This is a genomic window from Microbulbifer mixtoriginis (SeqCode) (assembly GCF_052466765.1).
Window position 1 is genome coordinate 1794742 of sequence record NZ_CP174289.1, and the last position, 19856, is coordinate 1814597.

General features: G+C 50.3%; 21 protein-coding genes. 12 read left to right on the top strand and 9 right to left on the bottom strand.

All coding sequences use genetic code 11. From position 1 onward, the window contains the following. Positions 1–27 precede the first annotated feature (27 nt). From ACJJIV_RS07890 to ACJJIV_RS07915, 6 genes are all read left to right on the top strand, one after another. The gene (locus ACJJIV_RS07890) at positions 28–1410 is read left to right on the top strand and encodes an MATE family efflux transporter (RefSeq protein WP_252084538.1); all 1383 of its coding nucleotides are present in this window, start codon (positions 28–30) and stop codon (positions 1408–1410) included. A gap of 231 nt (positions 1411–1641) precedes the next feature. Further along, a complete protein-coding gene (locus tag ACJJIV_RS07895; RefSeq protein ID WP_444891357.1) occupies positions 1642–2979 on the top strand; it encodes a YHYH protein in 1338 nt (445 codons plus the stop codon). 420 nt (positions 2980–3399) lie between these two features. Further along, the gene (locus tag ACJJIV_RS07900; protein WP_444891358.1) at positions 3400–4761 is read left to right on the top strand and encodes a YHYH protein; all 1362 of its coding nucleotides are present in this window, start codon (positions 3400–3402) and stop codon (positions 4759–4761) included. 29 nt (positions 4762–4790) lie between these two features. Next, positions 4791–5351, top strand: coding sequence for a hypothetical protein (locus tag ACJJIV_RS07905; RefSeq protein WP_444891359.1), 561 nt, complete (start codon positions 4791–4793; stop codon positions 5349–5351). 223 nt (positions 5352–5574) lie between these two features. Further along, positions 5575–7017: an ATP-binding protein gene (locus ACJJIV_RS07910; RefSeq protein WP_444891360.1), complete on the top strand. Its 1443-nt coding sequence runs from the start codon at positions 5575–5577 to the stop codon at positions 7015–7017. A gap of 5 nt (positions 7018–7022) precedes the next feature. Next, positions 7023–7694 (top strand): response regulator, encoded by a 672-nt coding sequence (locus ACJJIV_RS07915; protein ID WP_444891706.1) that lies wholly within the window; start codon positions 7023–7025, stop codon positions 7692–7694. 83 nt (positions 7695–7777) lie between these two features. On the opposite strand, the gene ACJJIV_RS07920 is transcribed toward ACJJIV_RS07915, so the two are convergent. Next, positions 7778–9541, bottom strand: coding sequence for an aminopeptidase P family protein (locus ACJJIV_RS07920; protein ID WP_444891361.1), 1764 nt, complete (start codon positions 9539–9541; stop codon positions 7778–7780). Between the two features lie 550 nt (positions 9542–10091). Here ACJJIV_RS07920 and ACJJIV_RS07925 point away from each other — a divergent pair. The 3 genes from ACJJIV_RS07925 (at position 10092) to ACJJIV_RS07935 (ending at position 12702) form a co-directional block, all read left to right on the top strand. Next, positions 10092–11306, top strand: a complete 1215-nt coding sequence (locus ACJJIV_RS07925) for a tyrosine-type recombinase/integrase (protein WP_444891362.1) — start codon at positions 10092–10094, stop codon at positions 11304–11306. Positions 11307–11359: 53 nt separating this feature from the next. Further along, on the top strand, positions 11360–11716 hold the full coding sequence (locus tag ACJJIV_RS07930) for a hypothetical protein (protein WP_444891363.1): 357 nt from the start codon (positions 11360–11362) through the stop codon (positions 11714–11716). Positions 11717–11784: 68 nt separating this feature from the next. Beyond that, positions 11785–12702, top strand: a complete 918-nt coding sequence (locus ACJJIV_RS07935) for an endonuclease/exonuclease/phosphatase family protein (RefSeq protein ID WP_444891364.1) — start codon at positions 11785–11787, stop codon at positions 12700–12702. Between the two features lie 39 nt (positions 12703–12741). Here the strand turns inward: ACJJIV_RS07935 and ACJJIV_RS07940 are convergent, their stop codons facing one another. After that, positions 12742–12894, bottom strand: coding sequence for a DUF4113 domain-containing protein (locus tag ACJJIV_RS07940; RefSeq protein ID WP_444891365.1), 153 nt, complete (start codon positions 12892–12894; stop codon positions 12742–12744). Positions 12895–13249: 355 nt separating this feature from the next. Here ACJJIV_RS07940 and ACJJIV_RS07945 point away from each other — a divergent pair, with 355 nt between their 5' ends. Continuing rightward, the gene (locus tag ACJJIV_RS07945; RefSeq protein ID WP_444891366.1) at positions 13250–13681 is read left to right on the top strand and encodes a hypothetical protein; all 432 of its coding nucleotides are present in this window, start codon (positions 13250–13252) and stop codon (positions 13679–13681) included. A 115-nt stretch (positions 13682–13796) separates the two neighbouring features. Here ACJJIV_RS07945 and ACJJIV_RS07950 read toward each other — a convergent pair whose 3' ends face one another. The 3 genes from ACJJIV_RS07950 to ACJJIV_RS07960 all read right to left on the bottom strand — a co-directional run bounded on the left by ACJJIV_RS07950 (position 13797) and on the right by ACJJIV_RS07960 (position 15761). Further along, positions 13797–15050 carry a Y-family DNA polymerase gene (locus tag ACJJIV_RS07950; protein ID WP_444891367.1) on the bottom strand — a complete coding sequence of 418 codons (1254 nt, stop codon included), beginning with the start codon at positions 15048–15050 and terminating at the stop codon, positions 13797–13799. Then, positions 15051–15440 carry a LexA family protein gene (locus tag ACJJIV_RS07955; RefSeq protein ID WP_444891368.1) on the bottom strand — a complete coding sequence of 130 codons (390 nt, stop codon included), beginning with the start codon at positions 15438–15440 and terminating at the stop codon, positions 15051–15053. A gap of 117 nt (positions 15441–15557) precedes the next feature. After that, positions 15558–15761, bottom strand: a complete 204-nt coding sequence (locus tag ACJJIV_RS07960; RefSeq protein ID WP_444891369.1) for a hypothetical protein — start codon at positions 15759–15761, stop codon at positions 15558–15560. A 71-nt stretch (positions 15762–15832) separates the two neighbouring features. Between ACJJIV_RS07960 and ACJJIV_RS07965 the strand changes: the two genes are divergently transcribed. Next, the gene (locus ACJJIV_RS07965; RefSeq protein WP_444891370.1) at positions 15833–16174 is read left to right on the top strand and encodes a helix-turn-helix domain-containing protein; all 342 of its coding nucleotides are present in this window, start codon (positions 15833–15835) and stop codon (positions 16172–16174) included. Position 16175: 1 nt separating this feature from the next. On the opposite strand, the gene ACJJIV_RS07970 is transcribed toward ACJJIV_RS07965, so the two are convergent. From ACJJIV_RS07970 to ACJJIV_RS07980, 3 genes are all read right to left on the bottom strand, one after another. Next, on the bottom strand, positions 16176–16394 hold the full coding sequence (locus ACJJIV_RS07970) for a DUF433 domain-containing protein (RefSeq protein ID WP_444891371.1): 219 nt from the start codon (positions 16392–16394) through the stop codon (positions 16176–16178). Positions 16395–16480: 86 nt separating this feature from the next. Then, positions 16481–16891 (bottom strand): hypothetical protein, encoded by a 411-nt coding sequence (locus ACJJIV_RS07975; RefSeq protein ID WP_444891372.1) that lies wholly within the window; start codon positions 16889–16891, stop codon positions 16481–16483. Next, positions 16885–17439, bottom strand: coding sequence for a hypothetical protein (locus tag ACJJIV_RS07980; RefSeq protein ID WP_444891373.1), 555 nt, complete (start codon positions 17437–17439; stop codon positions 16885–16887). The genes ACJJIV_RS07975 and ACJJIV_RS07980 overlap by 7 nt, the downstream gene beginning before the upstream one ends. A gap of 455 nt (positions 17440–17894) precedes the next feature. Between ACJJIV_RS07980 and ACJJIV_RS07985 the strand changes: the two genes are divergently transcribed. Continuing rightward, positions 17895–18530 (top strand): hypothetical protein, encoded by a 636-nt coding sequence (locus tag ACJJIV_RS07985; RefSeq protein WP_444891374.1) that lies wholly within the window; start codon positions 17895–17897, stop codon positions 18528–18530. Positions 18531–19367: 837 nt separating this feature from the next. Here ACJJIV_RS07985 and ACJJIV_RS07990 read toward each other — a convergent pair. Further along, positions 19368–19847, bottom strand: a complete 480-nt coding sequence (locus ACJJIV_RS07990) for a hypothetical protein (protein WP_444891375.1) — start codon at positions 19845–19847, stop codon at positions 19368–19370. Between the last annotated feature and the right edge of the window lie 9 nt (positions 19848–19856).

Sequence of the window (19856 nt, forward strand, 5' to 3'; positions counted from 1 at the left end):
AACCGATTTGTTGGAAAGAGTTATCGAATGTCGCTATCTAAAAGCAGTCCCTCACTCCTAGAAGGCTCGGTTTCCGGCCACCTGCAGAGACTGGCTCTGCCCATGGTGTGGGGTATCCTCGCGGTAATGTCCTTCAATATCGTGGATACCTATTTTGTCTCACAGCTGGGCAGTGCCCCTCTAGCGGCTATGAGCTTCACCTTCCCGGTTGTGATGGTCATCAACAGTTTCTCCATTGGTCTCGGCGCCGGTACCTCCTCCGCGGTAGCCCGTGCCTACGGTGCCGGAGATGTAGGGAATGTGCGCAGATTAGTAACAGACGCCTCGGTATTGGCGCTCCTCATTTCTCTGCTGATTACTGTCGCCGGCCTGTTGAGCATTCGCCCCCTGTTTTCCCTGCTCGGTGCCAGCGAAGAGCTGATGCCACTGATCGAGGACTACATGGTGCCCTGGTACATCGGCACTATCTTCGTGATAGTCCCCACCATTGCCCTTTCGGCTCTGCGCGCTATCGGCAACAGCGCGCTGACCGGTCGAATCATGGTGGGGGTGGCCCTGTTCAATGTGATCCTCGATCCTATTCTGATTTTCGGCCTGCTAGGGTTTCCCCGGCTGGAATTACAGGGTGCAGCGATCGCCACTGTCATCGTGCGCGCCATCAGTTTCTTCTTCGCCTTCTATTATTTGATCCGCCGGGAAAATCTTGTGGCCGCGCCCCAATGGCACTTCGGTACCCTAGTCGAATCCTGGCGCAAAGTCCTCGCCGTGGGGCTGCCGGCGGTACTCACCAATGTCATTATCCCCATGGCCGGCGGTGTTGTAGTAGCACTGGTGGCCGTGCACGGCGACGAGGCCGTGGCCGGACTCGGCGTGGCCCTGCGTATCGAGCCGGTCGCCCTGATTATTTTTTATGCACTTTCTGCAGTCGTCGGCCCCTTTATGGGACAAAACGCCGGGGCCGGCAACACCGACCGGCTGCGGGAAACCGTCAGTGTACTGGCGCGCTTCTGCCTGATACTGGGGACGGGGTTGGCGGTGCTGCTTTATTTGATCGGCGAGCCAGTAGTGCGCCTGTTCAGCGACTCCCCAGAAGTTATCGCCGTGGCTGTCGCCTACCTGAGCCTGGTGCCGTTTAGCTATGCCGGTTACGGTTTTGTAATGTCGGCCAATGCCGCCTTCAACGGCCTGGGTCGGCCATTGCCTGCAACCATGATCTCGTTCCTGCGGGTACTCGGTATCTATCTCCCCCTAGCGTGGGTCGGCAACTATTTCTGGGGCATGACCGGATTGTTTGCCGCTACCGCCGCATCCAACCTGTTGCTCGGCGCCCTATCCTGGTGGTGGCTGCGCCACGATACCAGCAAGCGCAGTGCGGAAGTCGACACAACAGAACCCCTATCGGCCAGTTAATTTCAGTTCAGGAAAACATAAGCGACAGCCTCATTGCGCAACTCTCCCGTCCATGAGGCTGCCTCTTGTTCAACTTTACAGCGCTGTATTTGGCTCTGCCGCACTTCATAATGAATTATCCGCCACACTAGTGAGCTTGCATATTACTTCCCACTTTGCACGTTAGTTTCAGCCGTGGCCGAACCCAGAGTCCGGTCACGCCTACTTACTCCGCAGCAAGGACGGTGATTTATGCAAGAAAAGGAAAGTGTATCGCTTCGCTGGCAACTGTGGCGCAACACAGTCCTGTCAGCTCTACTCTCGACCCTGGTTTCAACAAGCCTAATGGGTTGCGATCAGGACGACCCCGATACCCCTCCAAAAGATGATTCCGGAGATAATGGCGGCGGTAACAACGGGAACCACGAGCCCTGGATTCTGAACACCACTGGCGTCCGCGCACCCTATATCTACGAAAGCGATAGCAACGAACAGGTATTGGTGAACATCCAGAGTGTGGAGTCAGTCATGGTGGACGGCAAAGATTACACTCTGATAACGACGACAGGCATCCCCGATTACGAAACCGAAATCACCGACAAACTATACGATTGGCTGATCAATCGCCCCAAGGCCGCCACTGATTTCGTCAGCGGTAGCCCCATTGTGCAGGTTGGCGATGTCGTCAGCTTTGGCCAGGATATCGGCTACCGCAGTAACACGCAGAGTTGTGCTACGAATGCGGGATACGGCTACTGGCCTCCCGGTCCCGTGTGCCCTGAGAACGTCTCTCATCAAGGCTACTTCCCACTGGCACCAGAAATGTCCGATGAAAGCTGTGAAAGCGGGCTTGGAGCACAGGGCTACTGGGTCAACGGCACTTCCATCTATCAGTGGAGCGATGGCCAGGTAGTGGATGGCACTTGGCACACCTTGGCACCGGTGGCAGAAAAGTACGATGTAGATATCTGCGGAGGCCATGCGGCTAGGGGGGATTACCATCACCATTTTTACAGCGGCTGCCTGGCGGATCTGGTTGGGGACTCAGGCGGTACTCACTCCCCGATTTACGGCTTTACCGCCGATGGCTATCCCATCTACGGCCCCTGGGAAGCCGATGGAGAGCTGGCCATAAGCAGCTGGGCCATTCGCAATTACGACGACCCCAGCGCACCGAGTGGTTGCGGCATAGCCGGGGAGCGCAGCTGCTTGTTGATCGATGAGTACGATTTCACTAAAGGCACTGAAGTACTAAACAATAGAGGTCCCAGCACCAGTGATGTTTTCACTTCTCTATCGGGCAATACGTTTATTACCAGGTCTGGTTTTTTCTATGAGGATTATTATTGGGACAGCGTCCTTACTGCGCTCGGCGGTGCCCATCTGGATCAATACAACGGTCACAGCGATAGTGAACGCGGTTACCACTATCACCTCACCGTGACCCAGGCCGAAGACGGGCAGCTTATTCCGGCCTTTCCCTATACCTTCGGGCCGCGCTTCTACGGTAAGCTGGATAGCCAGACGATCGTCAGTGTCTGTTCCGATGAGGTCGGGGGCGGTACTCCGCCGGTACCCCCACCAAGGTAAGCCGAAACACCTTAAGGTTTTGCATTTATTTTTAAGCGCTGCTGCAATTAAATCGCGCTGCGGGATTCCCCCACAGCGTGGTGGCAATCTCACCCGCACAACTGTCACTACGCTTGAAGACTATTCCCCAAGGCAAACTTTGCAAAATTTAACAGTGCCGATCTCTGCCAGAGAGCGGCATCATATTTTTTTCATCGCGTTAAAAAATCGGCAGAGGGGGAATGAATGGCTTCCCCATACCCATTGGGGAGAAAGGTTTTTGCAGACATAGACGCTTTCACGCAATGGTCTGTTTTAGCGCAATAGTGAAAGGCATTTCTCATCGGGAAAACCAGCTGCGCAAGTCTGCATATTGTCCATATTTTGTCCTCTTTTCTTCAGTACTTTCAGGTGGCTTATCCTTTGATGTCAGGGTTACCCATGAAAAGAATAGAAATGCTCCTCCCGGACCAGCGCTCGCTTTTATCCTGCGCCATCGCCCTTACACTGATCACCGGTGCCTTACAGGGATGCGGTGGCGGAGGGGGTTCTTCCTCTGATACAGAAATCAGCAGCGAGGGCAGTGATTCCTCAACCGGCAGCGACAGCGGTGATGACAGCAGTGGGGACGAAGACACTGGAGGAGCCGACAGCAGTACGGAAGACACCGGGGTCTGGGTCGTCAATACCACCGGAGAGAGCGCGCCCTATATCTACGAGAACAACAGTAATGAGCAAGTTCTGGTCAATGTGCAGAGTGTTGAATCCGTTACTGTAAGCGGCAAGGAATACACCCGGGTATCCGCGAGCGGAATTCCCGACTACGAAATTCTGATCACCGAAAATATTCTCAGTGCCCTGCTCACCCGCCCCAAGGTTAACAGTGATTTCCTAAACGGCAGCCCCAATGTTCAACTGGGTGACTTCATCAGTTTTGGTCAGGATATCGGTTATCGCAGCAACGCCTCCTGTGGTGCCGAAGCAGGCTATGGCTTCTGGCCCCCCGGCCCCGTCTGCCCGGAGAATGTCTCGCATCAGGGCTACATCCCCAAATCCCCGGAAGCTGCAACAGAGGACTGTGAAACTAGCCTCGGCGTGCAGGGCTACTGGGTAAATGGCACCTCTATCTATCAGTGGAGCGACGGCCAGTCTGTCAACAACACCTGGCACACCCTAGCCCCTCTGGCCGAAGTCTATGATGTGGATGTCTGTGGTGGTCATGCCGCCAACGGTGACTACCATCATCATTTCTACAGCGACTGCCTGGCAAATCTGGTGGGGGATGTAGGTGATGCCCACTCACCAATTTATGGTTATACCGCCGACGGCTACCCGATTTATGGGCCCTGGGAAGGCGACGGACAATTGGCAATAAGCAGCTGGGCAATACGCGACTACGACGATCCCAGCTCAGAAACCGGTTGTGGCGTCGCCGGCGAGCGCTCATGCCTATTGGTTGACGAATACGACACTAGCAAGGGCGTTGCAAATACCAACAATACCGGCCCATCCACCAACGGCAGTTATACCTCCCTATCCGGTAACGAATTCAATACTACCGCCGGCTTTTTTTACGAGGACTATTACTGGGATCCTGAACTGTCAGCCCAGGGTGGTACATATCTGGACCAGTACAACGGCCATACAGATGAAGATCGCGGCTACCATTATCACTTGACTGTCACACTTAGCGATGACGCCCAATTGGTGCCCACATTCCCCTTCACTTTTGGACCGCGCTTTTACGGAAAACTGGATGAGCAAACCATTGTAAACCGGTGTTCTTCAACCATTGGGCGCTGACATCGAGCATCATTAAAGGCGAACTTTCTATGAAAATAATCGGGTATTTTCTTATTGGCTCCCTCTTCGGTCTGATGCTATCGGGCAGCCCCGCACTGACCGCCCAAGCCAACCCCCACGCCGGCCACAACGGCGATCAACATCCGGTCATAGAGATACCCGTGCATATAGCCGTACCGAGAATTGAACTGGACATCAGAAGAGATAGCCTGTCCGGTTTCAATTTACATATCGGCTACGACCGCTTCGAACTGGAATCCCCCCGCTACGCCAAAAATAAGCCACAGCGTTTCCTCGAAGGGCACGCACACCTCTACATCAATGGGGAAAAAATACAGCGTCTCTACGCCGCCGACGTGCATCTACCCAAAAAACTGCTAAAGCCTGGCTTCAACCAAATCACAGTGACTCTCAATGCGCACGACCACAGTACCTGGAGTCGCGGGGGCAAGCGGGTTTTGGCAACACTATTTATTCAGCGCGACAGCGACAACTTTGTCCTGCACCATTTTTCCACATCGCCTTTATCTCAGGGTGAAAGGAGGGAAGAGAGTAAGAAGTCACAAGATTTAGCGCACATTAGCCAGTAAGCCGCTGGAGGTTTTCCCGCTGTATTTATTCAGCACGATTTTTCGCAAAGTACCTGAACTGCTTTGTATTCTTGGTCATAAACAGCAAGTAATTGGTCACTGAGATTGCCTCCCCTTTTGCTGTAAGTGTACGCTTGGAGAATCATCCGAACGGGCAAAGCCCAAAATGGTGGAACGGGAGAGTCCGCTATACCCACTGTCCGTAGGAAGGACTGCAAAAAAGATGTCGTTAAATATTCGCAACAAACTCAGCCTGGCTTTTTTACTCACCACGGCGATTACTGTCGGTGGTATGTTTGTTTTTTTCCAGTGGAGTTTCAGCCACGGTTTTCAGGCTTATATGCGTGCACAAGAGTTGCGCGATGTGGAAGGACTGGTCCAGGCACTGGAAAGCTTTTACCGTCGTAAGGGCAGCTGGAAATCTCTAGAAGCGAATGGCTCCGAGTGGATTGACCTGCACAGACAAACAATCTTTCGTCGCTTCGATCGCTTACCGCCACCCCCACCACCTGATGGAAGGCCACCGCGAGGCATGTTCGGGCCAGGCCATCGCCCGCCTATGGGTAACCGCTTGGGGCCACGCCTAAGCCTTTTTGACAGTGAAAAGCGACTCGTAATTGGTCGACCAGCACCGGAAAAAGAATTGCTCTATCAGCCAATTAAAGTAGCAGATAAAACTGTTGGCTACCTCACTATCAATCCACCGCCCGAGCTCTCCAATAATTATGAACAGGGTTTTATCCGGGAGTTATCCCGCACTTTTGCGCTGATCTCCATCGCCACTTTTCTCGTTGCCCTAGCCATTGCCCTGCCCCTGGCCTGGCAGCTGGTACGCCCTATCCAACGCCTGGCCGAAGCCACCCACCGCCTCACTTCGGGAGATTATAAAACCCGAATTGATATCGAGCGGCGCGACGAACTTGGCCAGCTGAGTGCAGACTTCAACCGCTTGGCGGCAACCCTAGAGGCCAACGAGCACGCACGCAATCGCTGGATGGCCGATATCTCCCATGAGCTGCGCACTCCACTGGCAGTACTCAAAGGGCAAATTGAAGCCCTGCAGGATGGTGTACGCACCGCCACACCGGAAAATCTCAATATTTTGCACGATAAAATTCGCCAGCTCAGCCGCTTGATAAACGACCTCTATGAGCTTTCGCTATCCGATGCCGGGGCCTTGAACTATTGCAAATCCGACCTCTCATTGGGCCCATTGCTGATCAAGGTAGTTGAGGATTTTCACAGTGTCTTTGCCGAGAAAAATATTGATTTGCAATTGCAGTGTGAGTTGGCCGAAAACAAACTAATTTACGCTGATGAGGCACGTCTACAACAATTGTTTGGCAACCTCCTCACCAATAGCTTGCGTTATACCGATAGCGGTGGCCAACTTAAAATACATGCCCGCGCGGAAGCGCAAACGGCTATTATCACCTTTGCTGATTCCTCTCCGGGAGTCACCAGTGCAGATATGCCTCACCTTTTCGATCGTCTCTATCGCACCGAAGTCTCGCGCAGCCGAGAAACCGGGGGGGCGGGCCTGGGGCTGTCGATTTGCCAGAATATTGTCCAAGCCCACGAGGGCAGTATTTCCGCTGGCCCGTCTCGCCTGGGCGGCCTGGAAATTAGTATTTATCTCCCTCTCAGCGAGAGGATCAAATGGTAGGAATAATGGGCGCAAGGATTTTAATTGTCGAAGATGAAATAGAACTGGCCAACTTGCTGCTGGATTACCTTGAAGCAGCTGGCTACCAGGCCGATATACTCACCAATGGCAATGAGGTCATCCCCCATGTCGAGACCCACCCCCCGGACCTGATTTTGCTCGATCTGATGTTACCGGGGAAAGGCGGATTGGAGATCTGCACGGCAATCCGTCGCTACAGCAGCGTACCGATTATTATGCTGACCGCCAGAATTGAAGAGGCTGACCGCTTGCGCGGCTTGGAAATTGGAGCGGACGACTATGTGTGTAAACCCTATAGCCCCAGGGAAATCGTCGCGCGGGTCAAAGCCGTTCTGCGTCGTACGCACAGTTCCGAGCAACAAAAACTCGGGGAGATCCAGCTGCAGCGCAACACCGGTCAACTGTTGATCGGGGGCCAGGACGTGGGCTTAACGGCCCTGGAGTTCCATCTCTTCGAGCTTCTCTACAGTGAGCCGGGCCGTATTTTTTCCCGAGAACAAATCATGGATCGTATTTATTCCGACTACCGGGTAATCAGCGATCGAACTATCGATAGCCACATAAAAAAAGTGCGCAAGAAAATTGCGGCCTTGCTGCCGGATAAAGAATTAATCCATTCAGTTTACGGTGCGGGATACAAATTTGAGGTGCAGTAATTATTACAGTGTAAACGCGTAGTACTCTGTATTTTGATAGAGCCGCATAAGAGATGCTGGGAGCTGAGCTCCCAGCGATCAAATTACAAAGCCTCGGTGGCTTTCTGTAACCAGGAAGCCGTTTTTTCATTCACCAGAGGCGTAATGATCTTCCGCACACGCTGGTGGTAACAGTTCAACCATTGCAGCTCTTGCGCGGTGAGAAGTGTAGTATCAATCAGACTCCGATCGATCGGCGCCAGCGTTAATTCCTCAAACTGCAAAAAACCTTGGTAATCCACACTCTCTTTTACAAACACCAGATTTTCAATACGAATACCGTATTGACCGGTGAGATAAAAACCCGGTTCATTGGAGAGAATCATACCGGGCTGTAACGGGGTATTGGTAACCGCTTTGCCGATACGCTGTGGCCCTTCGTGCACACTTAGGAAACTACCAACACCATGACCTGTTCCGTGGGCGTAATCCAAGCCGGCATCCCATAGAGATCTACGTGCAATCGCATCGATCTGCTCTCCACAGGTGCCCTGCGGAAAACGTAGGGTAGCGATGGCAATATGTCCTTTGAGCACACGGGTAAAGTGCTCTCGTGCAAGTGCAGGAATTTCTCCCAGGGCCACTGTACGAGTCACATCCGTGGTGCCATCAGGATATTGAGCGCCCGAGTCGCACAGGAAAATTCCCTCAGGAGCCATCGGCAAGCTCGACTCCTCGCTCACCCGGTAGTGCACTATGGCACCATTGGGACCATAGCCCGAAATAGTTTCAAAGCTATTGCCGCGAAAGCCTTCGCGCTGCTGACGCTTGCTGTAAAGCAGCTTCACCGCAGCCAGCTCATCCAAACCTTCTGCCACTGCAGTGGGCAGTTCGGCTAGGAATTCACACAGCGCTGCACCATCGCGCTCATGCGCTGCCCTGGAGCCCGCCAGCTCTACGGAATTTTTACACGCCCTGGCCTGGGTCACAGGGTCACGCTCCAATAGCAATTGCAAATCCAGAGCGCGTAGCTGCTGCAGAGTCCAACAGTTACTAATTGTGGGGTCTACCCAAATCCTGTTCACGTGGCGGCGGCGCAGACCTTCAAACAGCTGGCCCTTCTCGGTTACCACCATCACTTCCCGATTAAGGTGCTCCAAAAGCCCCTCACCAACTGCCGGTTCGGCCAGATACAAAATTGCGCTGCCGTCTCTGAAGAGCACTCCACTGGATAGTGCTACAGGTAAATGGGGAATGTCGTCTCCACGAATATTGAACAGCCAGGCACAGCTCTCGGGATTTGCCAGCCATAGAGCATCTACACGCTTTTCGGCGAGAAGAGTGGCGATGCGCTGGCGCTTTTCACTGGAGTGCTCACCAGTAAACACATAGGGGTGGGGGCAGGCTTGGCCACAGGGAGATGCTGGCCGGTCGAGCCAAATCGTATCAATGGGATTCTGTTCCAAGGGCTTTAGGGCAATATCTCGTTCACCCAAATACTCTTTCAACAGCGCCAACCCCGGCTCCGTATGCAGGCGAGGATCAAAGCCCAGTGACTGACCCGAGCGCAGCTGATCACCCACCCAACGGGCAATAACCTGGCTATTTAGATCCTCCAGGGCTATGGGCAGGTCTCCCAATTGCTGCTGGCCTTGCAGGGTATAGCGACCATCTACAAAAAGAGCAGCTTTATCCAGGCCAATCACCGCCATGCCCGCAGATCCAGTAAAGCCAGTAATCCAGGCCAAACGCTCATCTGCTGCGGGCACATATTCATTCTGATACTCATCGGCGCGGGGAACCAGGAAAGCCTCCACGCCCTGTCGCCGCAACTCCTCCCGCACTCGCTGTAATCGTTCCTGACTCATACTTCCCCCATGGTTTTCCAGCACCCGAGCCACTTCTGCAGCCCCATGCTTAGTCACTGTTCTTTGTGATGACCTTGACTCGACTGAAAAGTCGAATTTATTCAAAAAGATGTTCTGGAGTGCCAGCAGTGCTGGCAGCTCCGCCTATTGACACTGCCGAAATGGTTTTAATACCCCAATTTCAGAGGCCAATTTCGCAGTATACCCCACCCTTGTATCAGCGCCGGCGTGTATAATGCAGACCTGTTTTTATTCCGAATATCGAGTGATCGAATCTTAAAATATGGGCCAGAGTTCTTCCCTGGCGGGCTACGCCGGCCACCGCACCTTCGCTATTATTTCCCACCCCTATAAATCCCCCGCCGTCACAGCCTGACAACCTACGACAGAAAACCAGTAAAACCCGTACAAAACACTACTTTTCAAGCATTAGACCCGCGACAGCCTAAGTCACTTAAAACCAACCCCAGCCGTAAAAAATGTGTACATAGGCGTGTACACAAATCGCCTTTTTGTTAGCCTTAAAAAATATGTACACATGGAGGTTTTTATGGCGTTGTCGGATGCCTGGCTGAAGGCTAATTCAGGAAAGAAGATAGAGAAGCGTTTTGAAAAGGCTGACCGGGACGGCCTTAGTGTGCGCGTTACGCCCCAGGGGAAAATCACTTTTCAGCTTCGCTACCGCTACGACGGCAAGGCGGCCCGTGTAGATCTCGGCTCATACCCATTAATGACCCTGAAGAACGCCCGAAGTGAAGGCCAGCGCCTGAAAGGAAAGCTGGAACAGGGCTATGACCCCAGGGTGGTTAAGCAGCTAGAAAAGCAGGCGATTTTAAACGCGGATTCTTTAGAGGAGCTTTTCCTGCAGTGGTATCACTCCTACTGTAAGGAGAACAAAAAGGGCCACCATGAAATCCTGCGCTCTTTTCAGCTGTACGTATTCCCAGCCGTTGGCCACCTACCCGCCGAAGAAGTCACCTTGCACGAATGGTTGGCCCTGCTGGAGAAACGGGCACAGGCCACCCCCGGTATTGCCGACCGCATCCTGACCAATGCCAAGCAAATGCTGAAGTGGGGCGTGCGACGCAGACTGATCACTAGCAACCCGATTGCCAATATCAACGCAACAGAAGATCTGCGCATCAAGAAAGGCATCGGCACCCGCTCTCTGAGCCCGGACGAAATCCGCATGATGTGGCAGGCCCTGGAGCACTCGCGTATGGCGTCAAAGAATAAGATCTTCCTCAAGCTGTGCCTCTTCTATGGCTGCCGCAATGGCGAGCTGCGCGTAAGTGAGAAAGAGCACTTCGATTTCGAAAAGCGCATCTGGACAGTGCCACCCGCCAATCACAAGATGGGCAAGTCAACCAAGAAGCCCCTGCTGCGCCCCATCACCCCCGAGATTGAGCCCCTACTGAAAGAAGCCTTTCTGCTGAGCGGCGAAAGCAAACACCTTTTCAACAATAGCGGCAGCGATAAGCCTATGGGCCAGGGCGCACCTCTGGCACTGCCTTACAACCTGATGCAGTGGCTACGCCGGCACAGGGACTACGAAATGAAACACTGGTCGGTGCACGACTTGCGCAAGACGGCAAGGACAAACTTTTCCGAACTGACCGAGCCCCATATTGCTGAAATAATGCTGGGGCACAAATTACCAGGCCAGTGGCAAGTCTATGACCACTATGACTACTTGAAAGAGCAAGCGAAAACCTATACAAAGTGGTGGGCAAAGCTCACCGAATTTACAAATCCTTCACCCTAAAGAAAAGATTAAAGGAATAGAACTTTCATAGTTGAAATTAATAGGAAGAATTAATGTTTAAAATCAACATCATCAAAATTTTATTTGCCATTTCAATTTTCTCAGCCTGCAATATATCTTATGCCGCCGAAGATTGGTCAGAGGGTGATTGGACCAAGATTAACTCTATGATGGGAGGCGCCTCAGGGAAAATTTACATCTACACAGACGGATCTGAACATAATCCAATTGGATGCGAAATTAACTATCGCTATGTTTTATCGATGGAACACCCCGGCTTTAATCCACTATATGGATTACTCATCACTGCATATAATAATGGCGATCAAGTTAAAATGCATGTAAGCAATGAGTTTTGCGAGACAGGCTCACCGAAAATATTATATGTAAGCATAAAACCCAACGCCTAAATAAAAACGCCAACGCTAAAACCCCCTTACCTTGTAACTTTCGTATTTCAATTCAAGCTGACCAAGGCATGAAAAAAATCTCACCGAGAAATAAATTATTCTTCTTAACACTTATCTTTTTTACATTTAACGCCAAAGCCGCACTTGGAGACCAAAAGAAAATAAAAATAATGTCTTACAATATACTTTGTGAGAATTGCCCACTATATGAAAAACAAGTAGCACACTGGCATATTCGGCGAAATTTAATATACTCTATAATCGAAGAAAAAGACCCTGACATAATTGGCTTACAAGAGATCAAGGGATCACAATACAAAGATATTTTTTCTCACTTTAAACCTGAATATGAAATTGTAGAAGCTGAAGCAGATAAAGATTTCTACAATTTAATTCTGTACAAAAAGAGAAGATTCACAAAGGATGAAACTAACTCTGGCAGTGAGCTTTTCCCAAAATCAAACAGAAATGGCGCAGCCATAAAAAATCAAATGTGGGTAACATTAATCGACAACGATGACGAAAACAAAAATAAATTTACTTTTGTAAATACTCATTTTTGCCATATTGATCCAGACATTCGCCTTATCTCAGCCAAAAAAGTCATGGAAAAACATGAAAGCAGAACAAATCCTACAATCATAGTTGGCGACCTAAACTCAAAACCGAACAGCCACCCAATAAAAGAAATAACAGACAAAACAAGATTCACCAACTTACAATGCGAAACCACTAACTCCTGCAGCTCATCACATGTCAGCTTATCCTCTACTCACATCAAAAGCTCTGAATTAAAAATTGATTGGCTACTTGGAGACAACACTATTATTAGATCTTCACCTTATATCGCAGGTGATTCACAAAGTGGCTATGAGAGTAGCTTTCTAATTCCAACGAACGATCGGATATTATCTCTGAAGAACGCATATAAAACATATCCATCTGATCACTTTGCGATTGGCGTTGATGTAATCTTGCCCGACTAAAATTTTGTATTTCAAGTTTCGTCAAGGTTCTCCAAAAAACTAAGTTACCACCCTCGGCAAATCCCCCCACCGGGTGGTATAGGCAGGCGATGTAAATGCCTGCCGCATCTTCCACTTTTTCTGGATACCCTCGGCACCTAGAAACAAAGTCCCGCGACCAAACTTTTTATTGATCCGGTCCATCGCTTGCATGGTCTGCCCTGCCCTGACCGATTGCCCTGAGGTAGACAGATCGAGGATAAGCCCCTCGCCGGCTTTCAAAAAGCTTCAGCTTAGCCAATGTAAGTCAGTAGTGGCTTCACAAAGCACTTATGGGCGCGGAATTAAAAATTGATGTGCTCGTTGAAGTCACAGCTATGGATGTTATGCCTCCAAACTGCTAACAAGTAAAAGGACAAGCTGAAAAACTGTGGTTTTCCAGATTGTTCCTAGGGTTTTAAGTGGCATCGAAAGCTTTTACTAGGCATTGAATCGAGGAGGAAACCATTTCCGGCTGCTGCCCTTCACTCACTAAAAGCTACTTAATCCAATCAGTTCGAGAGTAACCATGAAGAGTATGAAGCTCAATCTCGGTCAAGTAATCACAGTTTTAGCCGAAATTGGAGTCATTCTTGGCATTGTGTTTCTGGCGATTCAGGTCAATCAGGGTAATAAGCTAATTCGAGGCCAAGCGGATTATCAATACACTCGAGATCGAGTGGCTTGGCATCATAAAATTCTACTGGATCCTGAGTACGCGGAATTTATAGTCCGCGCTCAAGATAAAGAGTTAAAAACGGAAGTCGACCTGGCTCGACTCCGCGCATATTACACGTCCACACTGCTTGATTTCAATGGCAGTATGGACAGCTTCTCGATGATAATCTTATGGAGAGTCGCACGAGACTTATTGAAAGATGGCAAGCGGAGTTTGCGGACTTATGGAACGACCCAAACACCAGATTTCGAGATACGTGGTCTAGTTTTCGAAAGAGCTTAAGACGCGACTTCGTTAAGTTTTGGGAAAGGTCTGTTTTTCCTGAAAAAACAGTACAGCCGCAGAAATTGGAGATGCCAGAACCGCCCAGGGTTCATCCGCATGTCCCTAAAGAAAATTAAGCCACCACCCTCGGCAAATCCCCCCACCGGGTGGTATAGGCAGGCGATGTAAAAGCCTGCCTCATCTTCCACTTTTTCTGGATACCCTCGGCCCCTAGAAACAGTGTCCCGCGACCGAACTTTTTATTGATCCTATCCATCGCTTGCATGGTCTCTCCTGCCCTGAGCGATTGCCCTCGGGTGAATAGATCACCCTGCCCCAGGGCGCGGGGGATAATCTCGATTAGCCCAACGCCAGCTTTCATAAAGCGACAGCCGAGGCGGTACAAGTCCGCAATGGCCTCTCTCGCCAGCCGCACGATTACTCGTGTGTCGTCGGTCGGGTATGGGGTCTGCACTACGGCGCTGCGGCTGTAGTAATTGGGTTCATGGGGTGAGGTGTGCAGGAATAGATGGATCGACTTTACCAGCGATTTCTGTGCGCGCAGTTTCTCCGCTGCCCTGCTGGCGTAGAGGGGCGCGGCCTGCAGTATGGGCGCTAAATCAGTGACCTTTTCACCAAAGGAGCGGGTGCAATAGATCTGCTTCTTCGCCGGGGGCTCTTCCTCCAGGCCCAGGCAAGGGATACCGTTTAGCTCCTCAATAGTGCGCTCGATATTGACATTGATACGGCGGCGCAGGATTTTGGGGTTGGCCTGTGCCAGATCATAGGCGGTCTCTATACCGAAATCCGCCAGGCGCTTGGTGAGGCGCCGGCCTATGCCCCACACATCATTCACAGCTGTGCGGCGCTGCATCCACTGCCACTTCTCTGGCGTATCCAGCGCACAGACGCCATCGCACTTAGGGATTTTCTTGGCCGCGCGGTTAGCGAGCTTGGCCAAGGTTTTACTGGGGGCAATGCCCACACCGACAGGCATACGGATATTGCGCCAGACGGTATTGCGGATCTTGCGGCCGTAGTCCTGCCAATCCTCTTGCAGCCCGTGTAGGTCCAAAAACAACTCATCGATGCTATAGACCTCCACATTCGGCCCGAACTCGCGCAGGGTGGTCATTACCCGGTGAGAGATATCGCCATACAGGGGATAATTGCTGGAGAAGATCGCCACCCGGTGTGCGCGCAGCAGGTGCTGAACCTTAAAGAAGGGCTCCAAGTCGCCGATACCCAACAGCTTCGCCTCTTTGGAGCGCGCCACCACAAAGCCGTCGTTATTGGAGAGCACCACCACTGGGCGCCCGCGCAGGTCGGGCCGGAATATCTGCTCACAGCTGGCGTAACAGCTATTGCAGTCCACCAATACCAGCATTCAGCGCGGCCGGTGGTAACGCACCGAAGCTTTAACCACCCCCTCCACAATCAATTCCTGCCCTTCCCAAATGGGGATTGGGGCGTAGTCATCATTGGCAGAGAGCAGCCGCCCCTGCTGCTGATCCAGCACCTTGCAGGTGAGCTGGCCGTCCAAAGCCACCACCACCACATCGCCATGGGCGGGCGTCAGCGAGCGATCGACAACCAACAGATCCTTATCAAAGATGCCAATCCCCATCATGGAATCCCCATTCGCCCGCGCCATAAAGGTCGCCGCCGGCTTGCTAATCAGGTGCTCATCCAGGCTAAGGGCCGCCTCCTTGTGGTCATCGGCGGGAGAGGGAAAGCCACAGGCAATGCCGTGGCCGTAGAGTGGGGAAAGCTTCATTCTGGAAACCCTGAATACTGTATATATATACAGTTTATTGCTAGAGGGTAGCAACCGGCAAGGGCAATGGATGACTATGAGGCCGGTACCACTCTCAACAGCGGCCTCAATAGCCGGCTAGGCCGCCTCTTCTATCGGTAGGCTTGTGCCTGCGGCCTTTGCCTCAACAGCGAAAATAACGCCTTGCAAGGTTTCCTCCACCTCCTCACCAATCAGCTGCAGCAAGGCAGTGCGCACCGTCTGATCGGGACAGCCCGCCACCCATTCCAGGCCGGCACATAGATTATTGACGCGGTGAAGTTGTTGAACATGAGCGGTCATTAGCAATGCAAAATGCGGTTTTATTTCGAAAATCGAAAATTTGTTATTACGGGAGTACCTGATACGGCTAGATGTTTGAGGCCGGAACACTGGGCAAACGCCTGCGCAACGCACGGAAATTGGAGGGGATGACGATTGCACAGTTGGCCAACCAGCTGGGGCTGGCGCCATCTCAAGTTTCGAAAATGGAAACAGGCAAGCAGAAGATACCGGCGGAGCTGCTGCCGGCTTGGTGTGAAACGGTGGGGATTACTTTGGCCGAGGTGTACGGGGCAGAGAACCTGCATCACTTTGCGCAGATTCCCTTTCCGCCGTTAATAGCCCGAATGTATGCAAAATTACCGCTGGAGTTTCGTCGGCATATCCATCGGATGATTGAAAGCACCTACCAGTTATGGAAGAGCCGACGTTAAATTAGACCTCATTGCCTTTCGGAAGGTGGTCCGCGGCATATCCAATAGCCGCGCGTATTTTGGTTTCGTCAAGGTTGGGAAAGTCTTCGATGATTTCGCTAGTTGTCATGCCAGCGCTGAGCATCTGCAAAATATCCACTACGGCTATCCTAGTCCCTTTCACACAGGCTTTCCCTCCCCTTATTTGCGGATCAACCTCGATGTACGGTTGGTATTCCACACTGCACCTCCTTTAGCTATTTCACTTAAACAGCGAACATTTGGGCAATCCATACCTTTAACTGCAAGCCTAGCTAGAAACTAGAATTAGTCTTCATTCTTAATTGGCAACTTGCCAAATTCAGGGTATCGCTCCCTCAGAATAGCTTCCTGCTCTTCTTTTGTCTGAATAACGTCCTCAACGTTACAAACACCAATTTGATTTATGGTGATTTCATTATTGTATTTTTCGATGAGCTGTCTGGCCTTTAATCGGTTTTCTTCTGATGCTTTTCGGCGACCTGAGAAATCCTCACGAATCATCTGAAAATTTTCTTCCAGCGAGAGCTTGTCATCCATCATGAAACCAAGACTAGAATGCACCAATATATTGACATCCTGGGCAGTGAAATCGGGCACGCCCTCCATTGTGGGATCAATGGTAGGGTCAGATATTATTGACTCAGCAATATCGTCAGGAAGAACAAAGTACTGGTCATCATCAGCTTTGATTAACATGGCAAGACCCCCAAAGGTTTCGCAAGTTCTTGCTCAAAAATTCGGTATTGATCTGTTTCTGAAATTTTCACGTCGCTCATAAACCACCCAATACCACCATCGCTATGAAGAGCAATAAAATGCGGGAGTTTGTGTTTGAGATGTTTATAAATCTCCCTTGCACCATGTCCATATGCACGATTTTTTATATGAATTGCATTGGCTTTACGCCTACCCAGATCATCAGTCAAAAGATAAAAGCCTACAATAGAAATGCCAGGCAAATCCGGCAGGATCATTTCTGTCGCTCGGTTTCCAATGGCCCTGGCCAAAGATAGTCCATTGGTTTTGCCCGTCACTGAAGAATCCATACTTCCACTAGCATTTGTAAACTTGATTCCCACCGCTTTTCCGGTAATGCCAGCTACATCATGATAGCTAATCTGAATAGTGTAATTCAAACCCCCTTCTGTTATTACAGAGGTCTTTTCATGGGTCTGCCTTAATAAGTAATGTCCAGCCATACTACCTAGTGAATCCTTTCTGTAGGTTTGATTTTTAACCACCATATATCAATGGCAATTAATGCTTCCAATTTGCTTGAGTAACAATATCGATACCCAATAGAGCCCTTATCCATACCACAATGTAACCTAGAGGTACAGGTTAAGCGCTTCTTAGGTTCCCACAACGATCGGCACACTTGGCGAAAGCAAAATTAAAATAATTTAATTATTCACATCAACCCATACTTCTCAGTAATGAGCTGAAACTGTTGGGCATAAATAGTGCGGGCGGGCTGATATGGGGACGACCAGTCATCAGACCTTATACTGATAACTTACACGAGCACAGAATTCAAAGAAAACACTTCAAAGAAAAGCGACTCACAGCCTGCCACAATTGATCACAATTGAAACCATTTTTTAATATTTACATCAATCATACTGTTTACTATCTTTTAGTAAGGCTTCTTTGAAGCAGTTTTAGCCCCACTAAAATAAATATAATTCTAGGATCAAAAATGGCGAATTTTGTAACACTTAAATTTAATGTCAATAATGGAAATGGTGGACCGGAAAGCTGGCACGACGCAGGTTCGGGGAGCGGAAGAAACTTGCTTAATCGAATCAAGTATAAGCGAGATAATGGACAGGGTCCCCTGCAAGCTATCTGCAAAAGAATATACGAATGTCTTGAAAAGCCCAGTAGAAGGAGTGATGGTACACAACGTGAAGCATGCGCTGAAGCCCACGCTCTAATGAAAGCGGTATTAGATTACCAATGTACCGATCTAACTAAAATAGTTTTTAAAGACATCACGGGTATTACTGGGAGACCATATATACCATGTGAAAATTGCAGTAGTTTTGTCGGGCCATGTGGTAACGGACAATACAAAGTAACCTTATTTTCATCTACCAGTACCAATACTTCTTACGCTGAGGACGTTGCAAACCTTTTCCAAGACGAACATTTACATGGGCTTGCATTACTGGCTCGCAGCCTAGAAGGACCAGGAATAACCACCTCTTTAGCTTTATTAAAAGGGGTTGTTCAAAATAGTGTAGATTCTAGGATACGTAGCCACGTACAAGCCGGCAGGACACGCAGACGAAGGAATGGGCAGCAAGTCATTAATATTTCCGGTGGTTGGTGAGACGATTTTATCATGTAGCATATCCACTCAATATTGCCATAGCCGCAATAATGCTACACGCAGGCTTGCGGCTAGTTACCTCAATAATCGAAGCTGACCATTATCATCGTCCGTATAAGCTAGCTCATCATAATTGGCTACAACCATACTTACTTGGCCGGAATCACCATAGTTCCAATAGACTTATAGAGATCTGCCGCAATTAAAGAAGTTCTAACTTCATTTCGCCAGAGATCTGCGGCAAGGTCGCGGGACGGTTGGCAATCTGTCAGCAGCTATTGCCACATATAGCCGCAATCGAGCCATGCGCGGCCAAGCGGGAGGCCACCTCAACAATACAGCTCGCTACTAAGCCAACCCTCGCGGCCTGTTGCAGAGTTACCTGAACAACCTAATGAGTACAATTGCACTAAAAATAATGTTTCTTAAATTGAGACAACTATTGTCCCATAAAGAGATTTTAGTTAATTTCAAGCGGCGTGAAAATTGCTAGATGGAAGTCACATGAATACTTTAAGTTTTCCATAGACTCCACACCAACCTTTTTGAACGCTCTTTAGTTTTTAGTTAAAAGGAATACATGATGAATGTAGAAACTGATATCAAAGCTGGGACAGTAGAAGCTGGGGCAGGCGGAACTAGACCAGAGCCTGGGCATGGCTAGTTAGTAGCCACTAAAGCTAGACTAATAAAACCTCGTGTTGCGACTCGAGGTTTTTAAGTGCTTCATTATTTCTTTAATAGGCCATCTCCTCCCATCATAACCATCCTCACCCACTCGGAATAGCCATAACCGCAATAGAACTATGCCGGCTAGGCTATGTGCCGCCTCTGAAATCACCCCGGACTATTATCATCATCCGCATAAACCCGCTCATCGTAATTAACCGCCGTCATACTCACCCGCTCGGTGCCGCTGGGTTTAATATCGGTGATTAGTGCCGGGTGGCTCCAGCGCTCGGCCTGGCCAAACATATACAGAGGCGGTTCCATGCTGCCATCTAGTGTGGGCGTGAAATCCAGATGCGAATCTATCGTTACGACGGTGGCGCTATCGGTTGGCGTAGCCGTATAGAGCCAGGACAGGGTACCGTCTGGTTTGCGCAGGGCGAGGAGGTGTGTACCTGTGCCCCACTCCAGTTCCGCATCCAGGGTGATGAGTCGGCCGCGCACTGCCAGCACCCTGCCCGTCTGCGAATAGCCGGGGATATCGTCAGTGAGAGCGCAGTAGCTCAGATAGCGGCTGTTAAGGCCGTCCATTTCGGTCTTAAAGCTGTAGCAGGTGTGGCGGTATCCCTGGATGCGCCTTTGCTGCATTCCGAAGGT

Excerpts from the sequence above, each read along its gene's own strand:
- ACJJIV_RS07890 (WP_252084538.1), top strand. The coding sequence starts at position 28 with ATGTCGCTATCTAAAAGCAGTCCCTCACTCCTAGAAGGCTCGGTTTCC.
- ACJJIV_RS07895 (WP_444891357.1), top strand. The coding sequence starts at position 1,642 with ATGCAAGAAAAGGAAAGTGTATCGCTTCGCTGGCAACTGTGGCGCAAC.
- ACJJIV_RS07900 (WP_444891358.1), top strand. The coding sequence starts at position 3,400 with ATGAAAAGAATAGAAATGCTCCTCCCGGACCAGCGCTCGCTTTTATCC.
- ACJJIV_RS07905 (WP_444891359.1), top strand. The coding sequence starts at position 4,791 with ATGAAAATAATCGGGTATTTTCTTATTGGCTCCCTCTTCGGTCTGATG.
- ACJJIV_RS07910 (WP_444891360.1), top strand. The coding sequence starts at position 5,575 with ATGTCGTTAAATATTCGCAACAAACTCAGCCTGGCTTTTTTACTCACC.
- ACJJIV_RS07915 (WP_444891706.1), top strand. The coding sequence starts at position 7,023 with ATGGGCGCAAGGATTTTAATTGTCGAAGATGAAATAGAACTGGCCAAC.
- ACJJIV_RS07920 (WP_444891361.1), bottom strand. The coding sequence starts at position 9,541 with ATGAGTCAGGAACGATTACAGCGAGTGCGGGAGGAGTTGCGGCGACAG.
- ACJJIV_RS07925 (WP_444891362.1), top strand. The coding sequence starts at position 10,092 with ATGGCGTTGTCGGATGCCTGGCTGAAGGCTAATTCAGGAAAGAAGATA.
- ACJJIV_RS07930 (WP_444891363.1), top strand. The coding sequence starts at position 11,360 with ATGTTTAAAATCAACATCATCAAAATTTTATTTGCCATTTCAATTTTC.
- ACJJIV_RS07935 (WP_444891364.1), top strand. The coding sequence starts at position 11,785 with ATGAAAAAAATCTCACCGAGAAATAAATTATTCTTCTTAACACTTATC.
- ACJJIV_RS07940 (WP_444891365.1), bottom strand. The coding sequence starts at position 12,894 with ATGCAAGCGATGGACCGGATCAATAAAAAGTTTGGTCGCGGGACTTTG.
- ACJJIV_RS07945 (WP_444891366.1), top strand. The coding sequence starts at position 13,250 with ATGAAGAGTATGAAGCTCAATCTCGGTCAAGTAATCACAGTTTTAGCC.
- ACJJIV_RS07950 (WP_444891367.1), bottom strand. The coding sequence starts at position 15,050 with ATGCTGGTATTGGTGGACTGCAATAGCTGTTACGCCAGCTGTGAGCAG.
- ACJJIV_RS07955 (WP_444891368.1), bottom strand. The coding sequence starts at position 15,440 with ATGAAGCTTTCCCCACTCTACGGCCACGGCATTGCCTGTGGCTTTCCC.
- ACJJIV_RS07960 (WP_444891369.1), bottom strand. The coding sequence starts at position 15,761 with ATGACCGCTCATGTTCAACAACTTCACCGCGTCAATAATCTATGTGCC.
- ACJJIV_RS07965 (WP_444891370.1), top strand. The coding sequence starts at position 15,833 with ATGTTTGAGGCCGGAACACTGGGCAAACGCCTGCGCAACGCACGGAAA.
- ACJJIV_RS07975 (WP_444891372.1), bottom strand. The coding sequence starts at position 16,891 with ATGTTAATCAAAGCTGATGATGACCAGTACTTTGTTCTTCCTGACGAT.
- ACJJIV_RS07980 (WP_444891373.1), bottom strand. The coding sequence starts at position 17,439 with ATGGTGGTTAAAAATCAAACCTACAGAAAGGATTCACTAGGTAGTATG.
- ACJJIV_RS07985 (WP_444891374.1), top strand. The coding sequence starts at position 17,895 with ATGGCGAATTTTGTAACACTTAAATTTAATGTCAATAATGGAAATGGT.
- ACJJIV_RS07990 (WP_444891375.1), bottom strand. The coding sequence starts at position 19,847 with ATGCAGCAAAGGCGCATCCAGGGATACCGCCACACCTGCTACAGCTTT.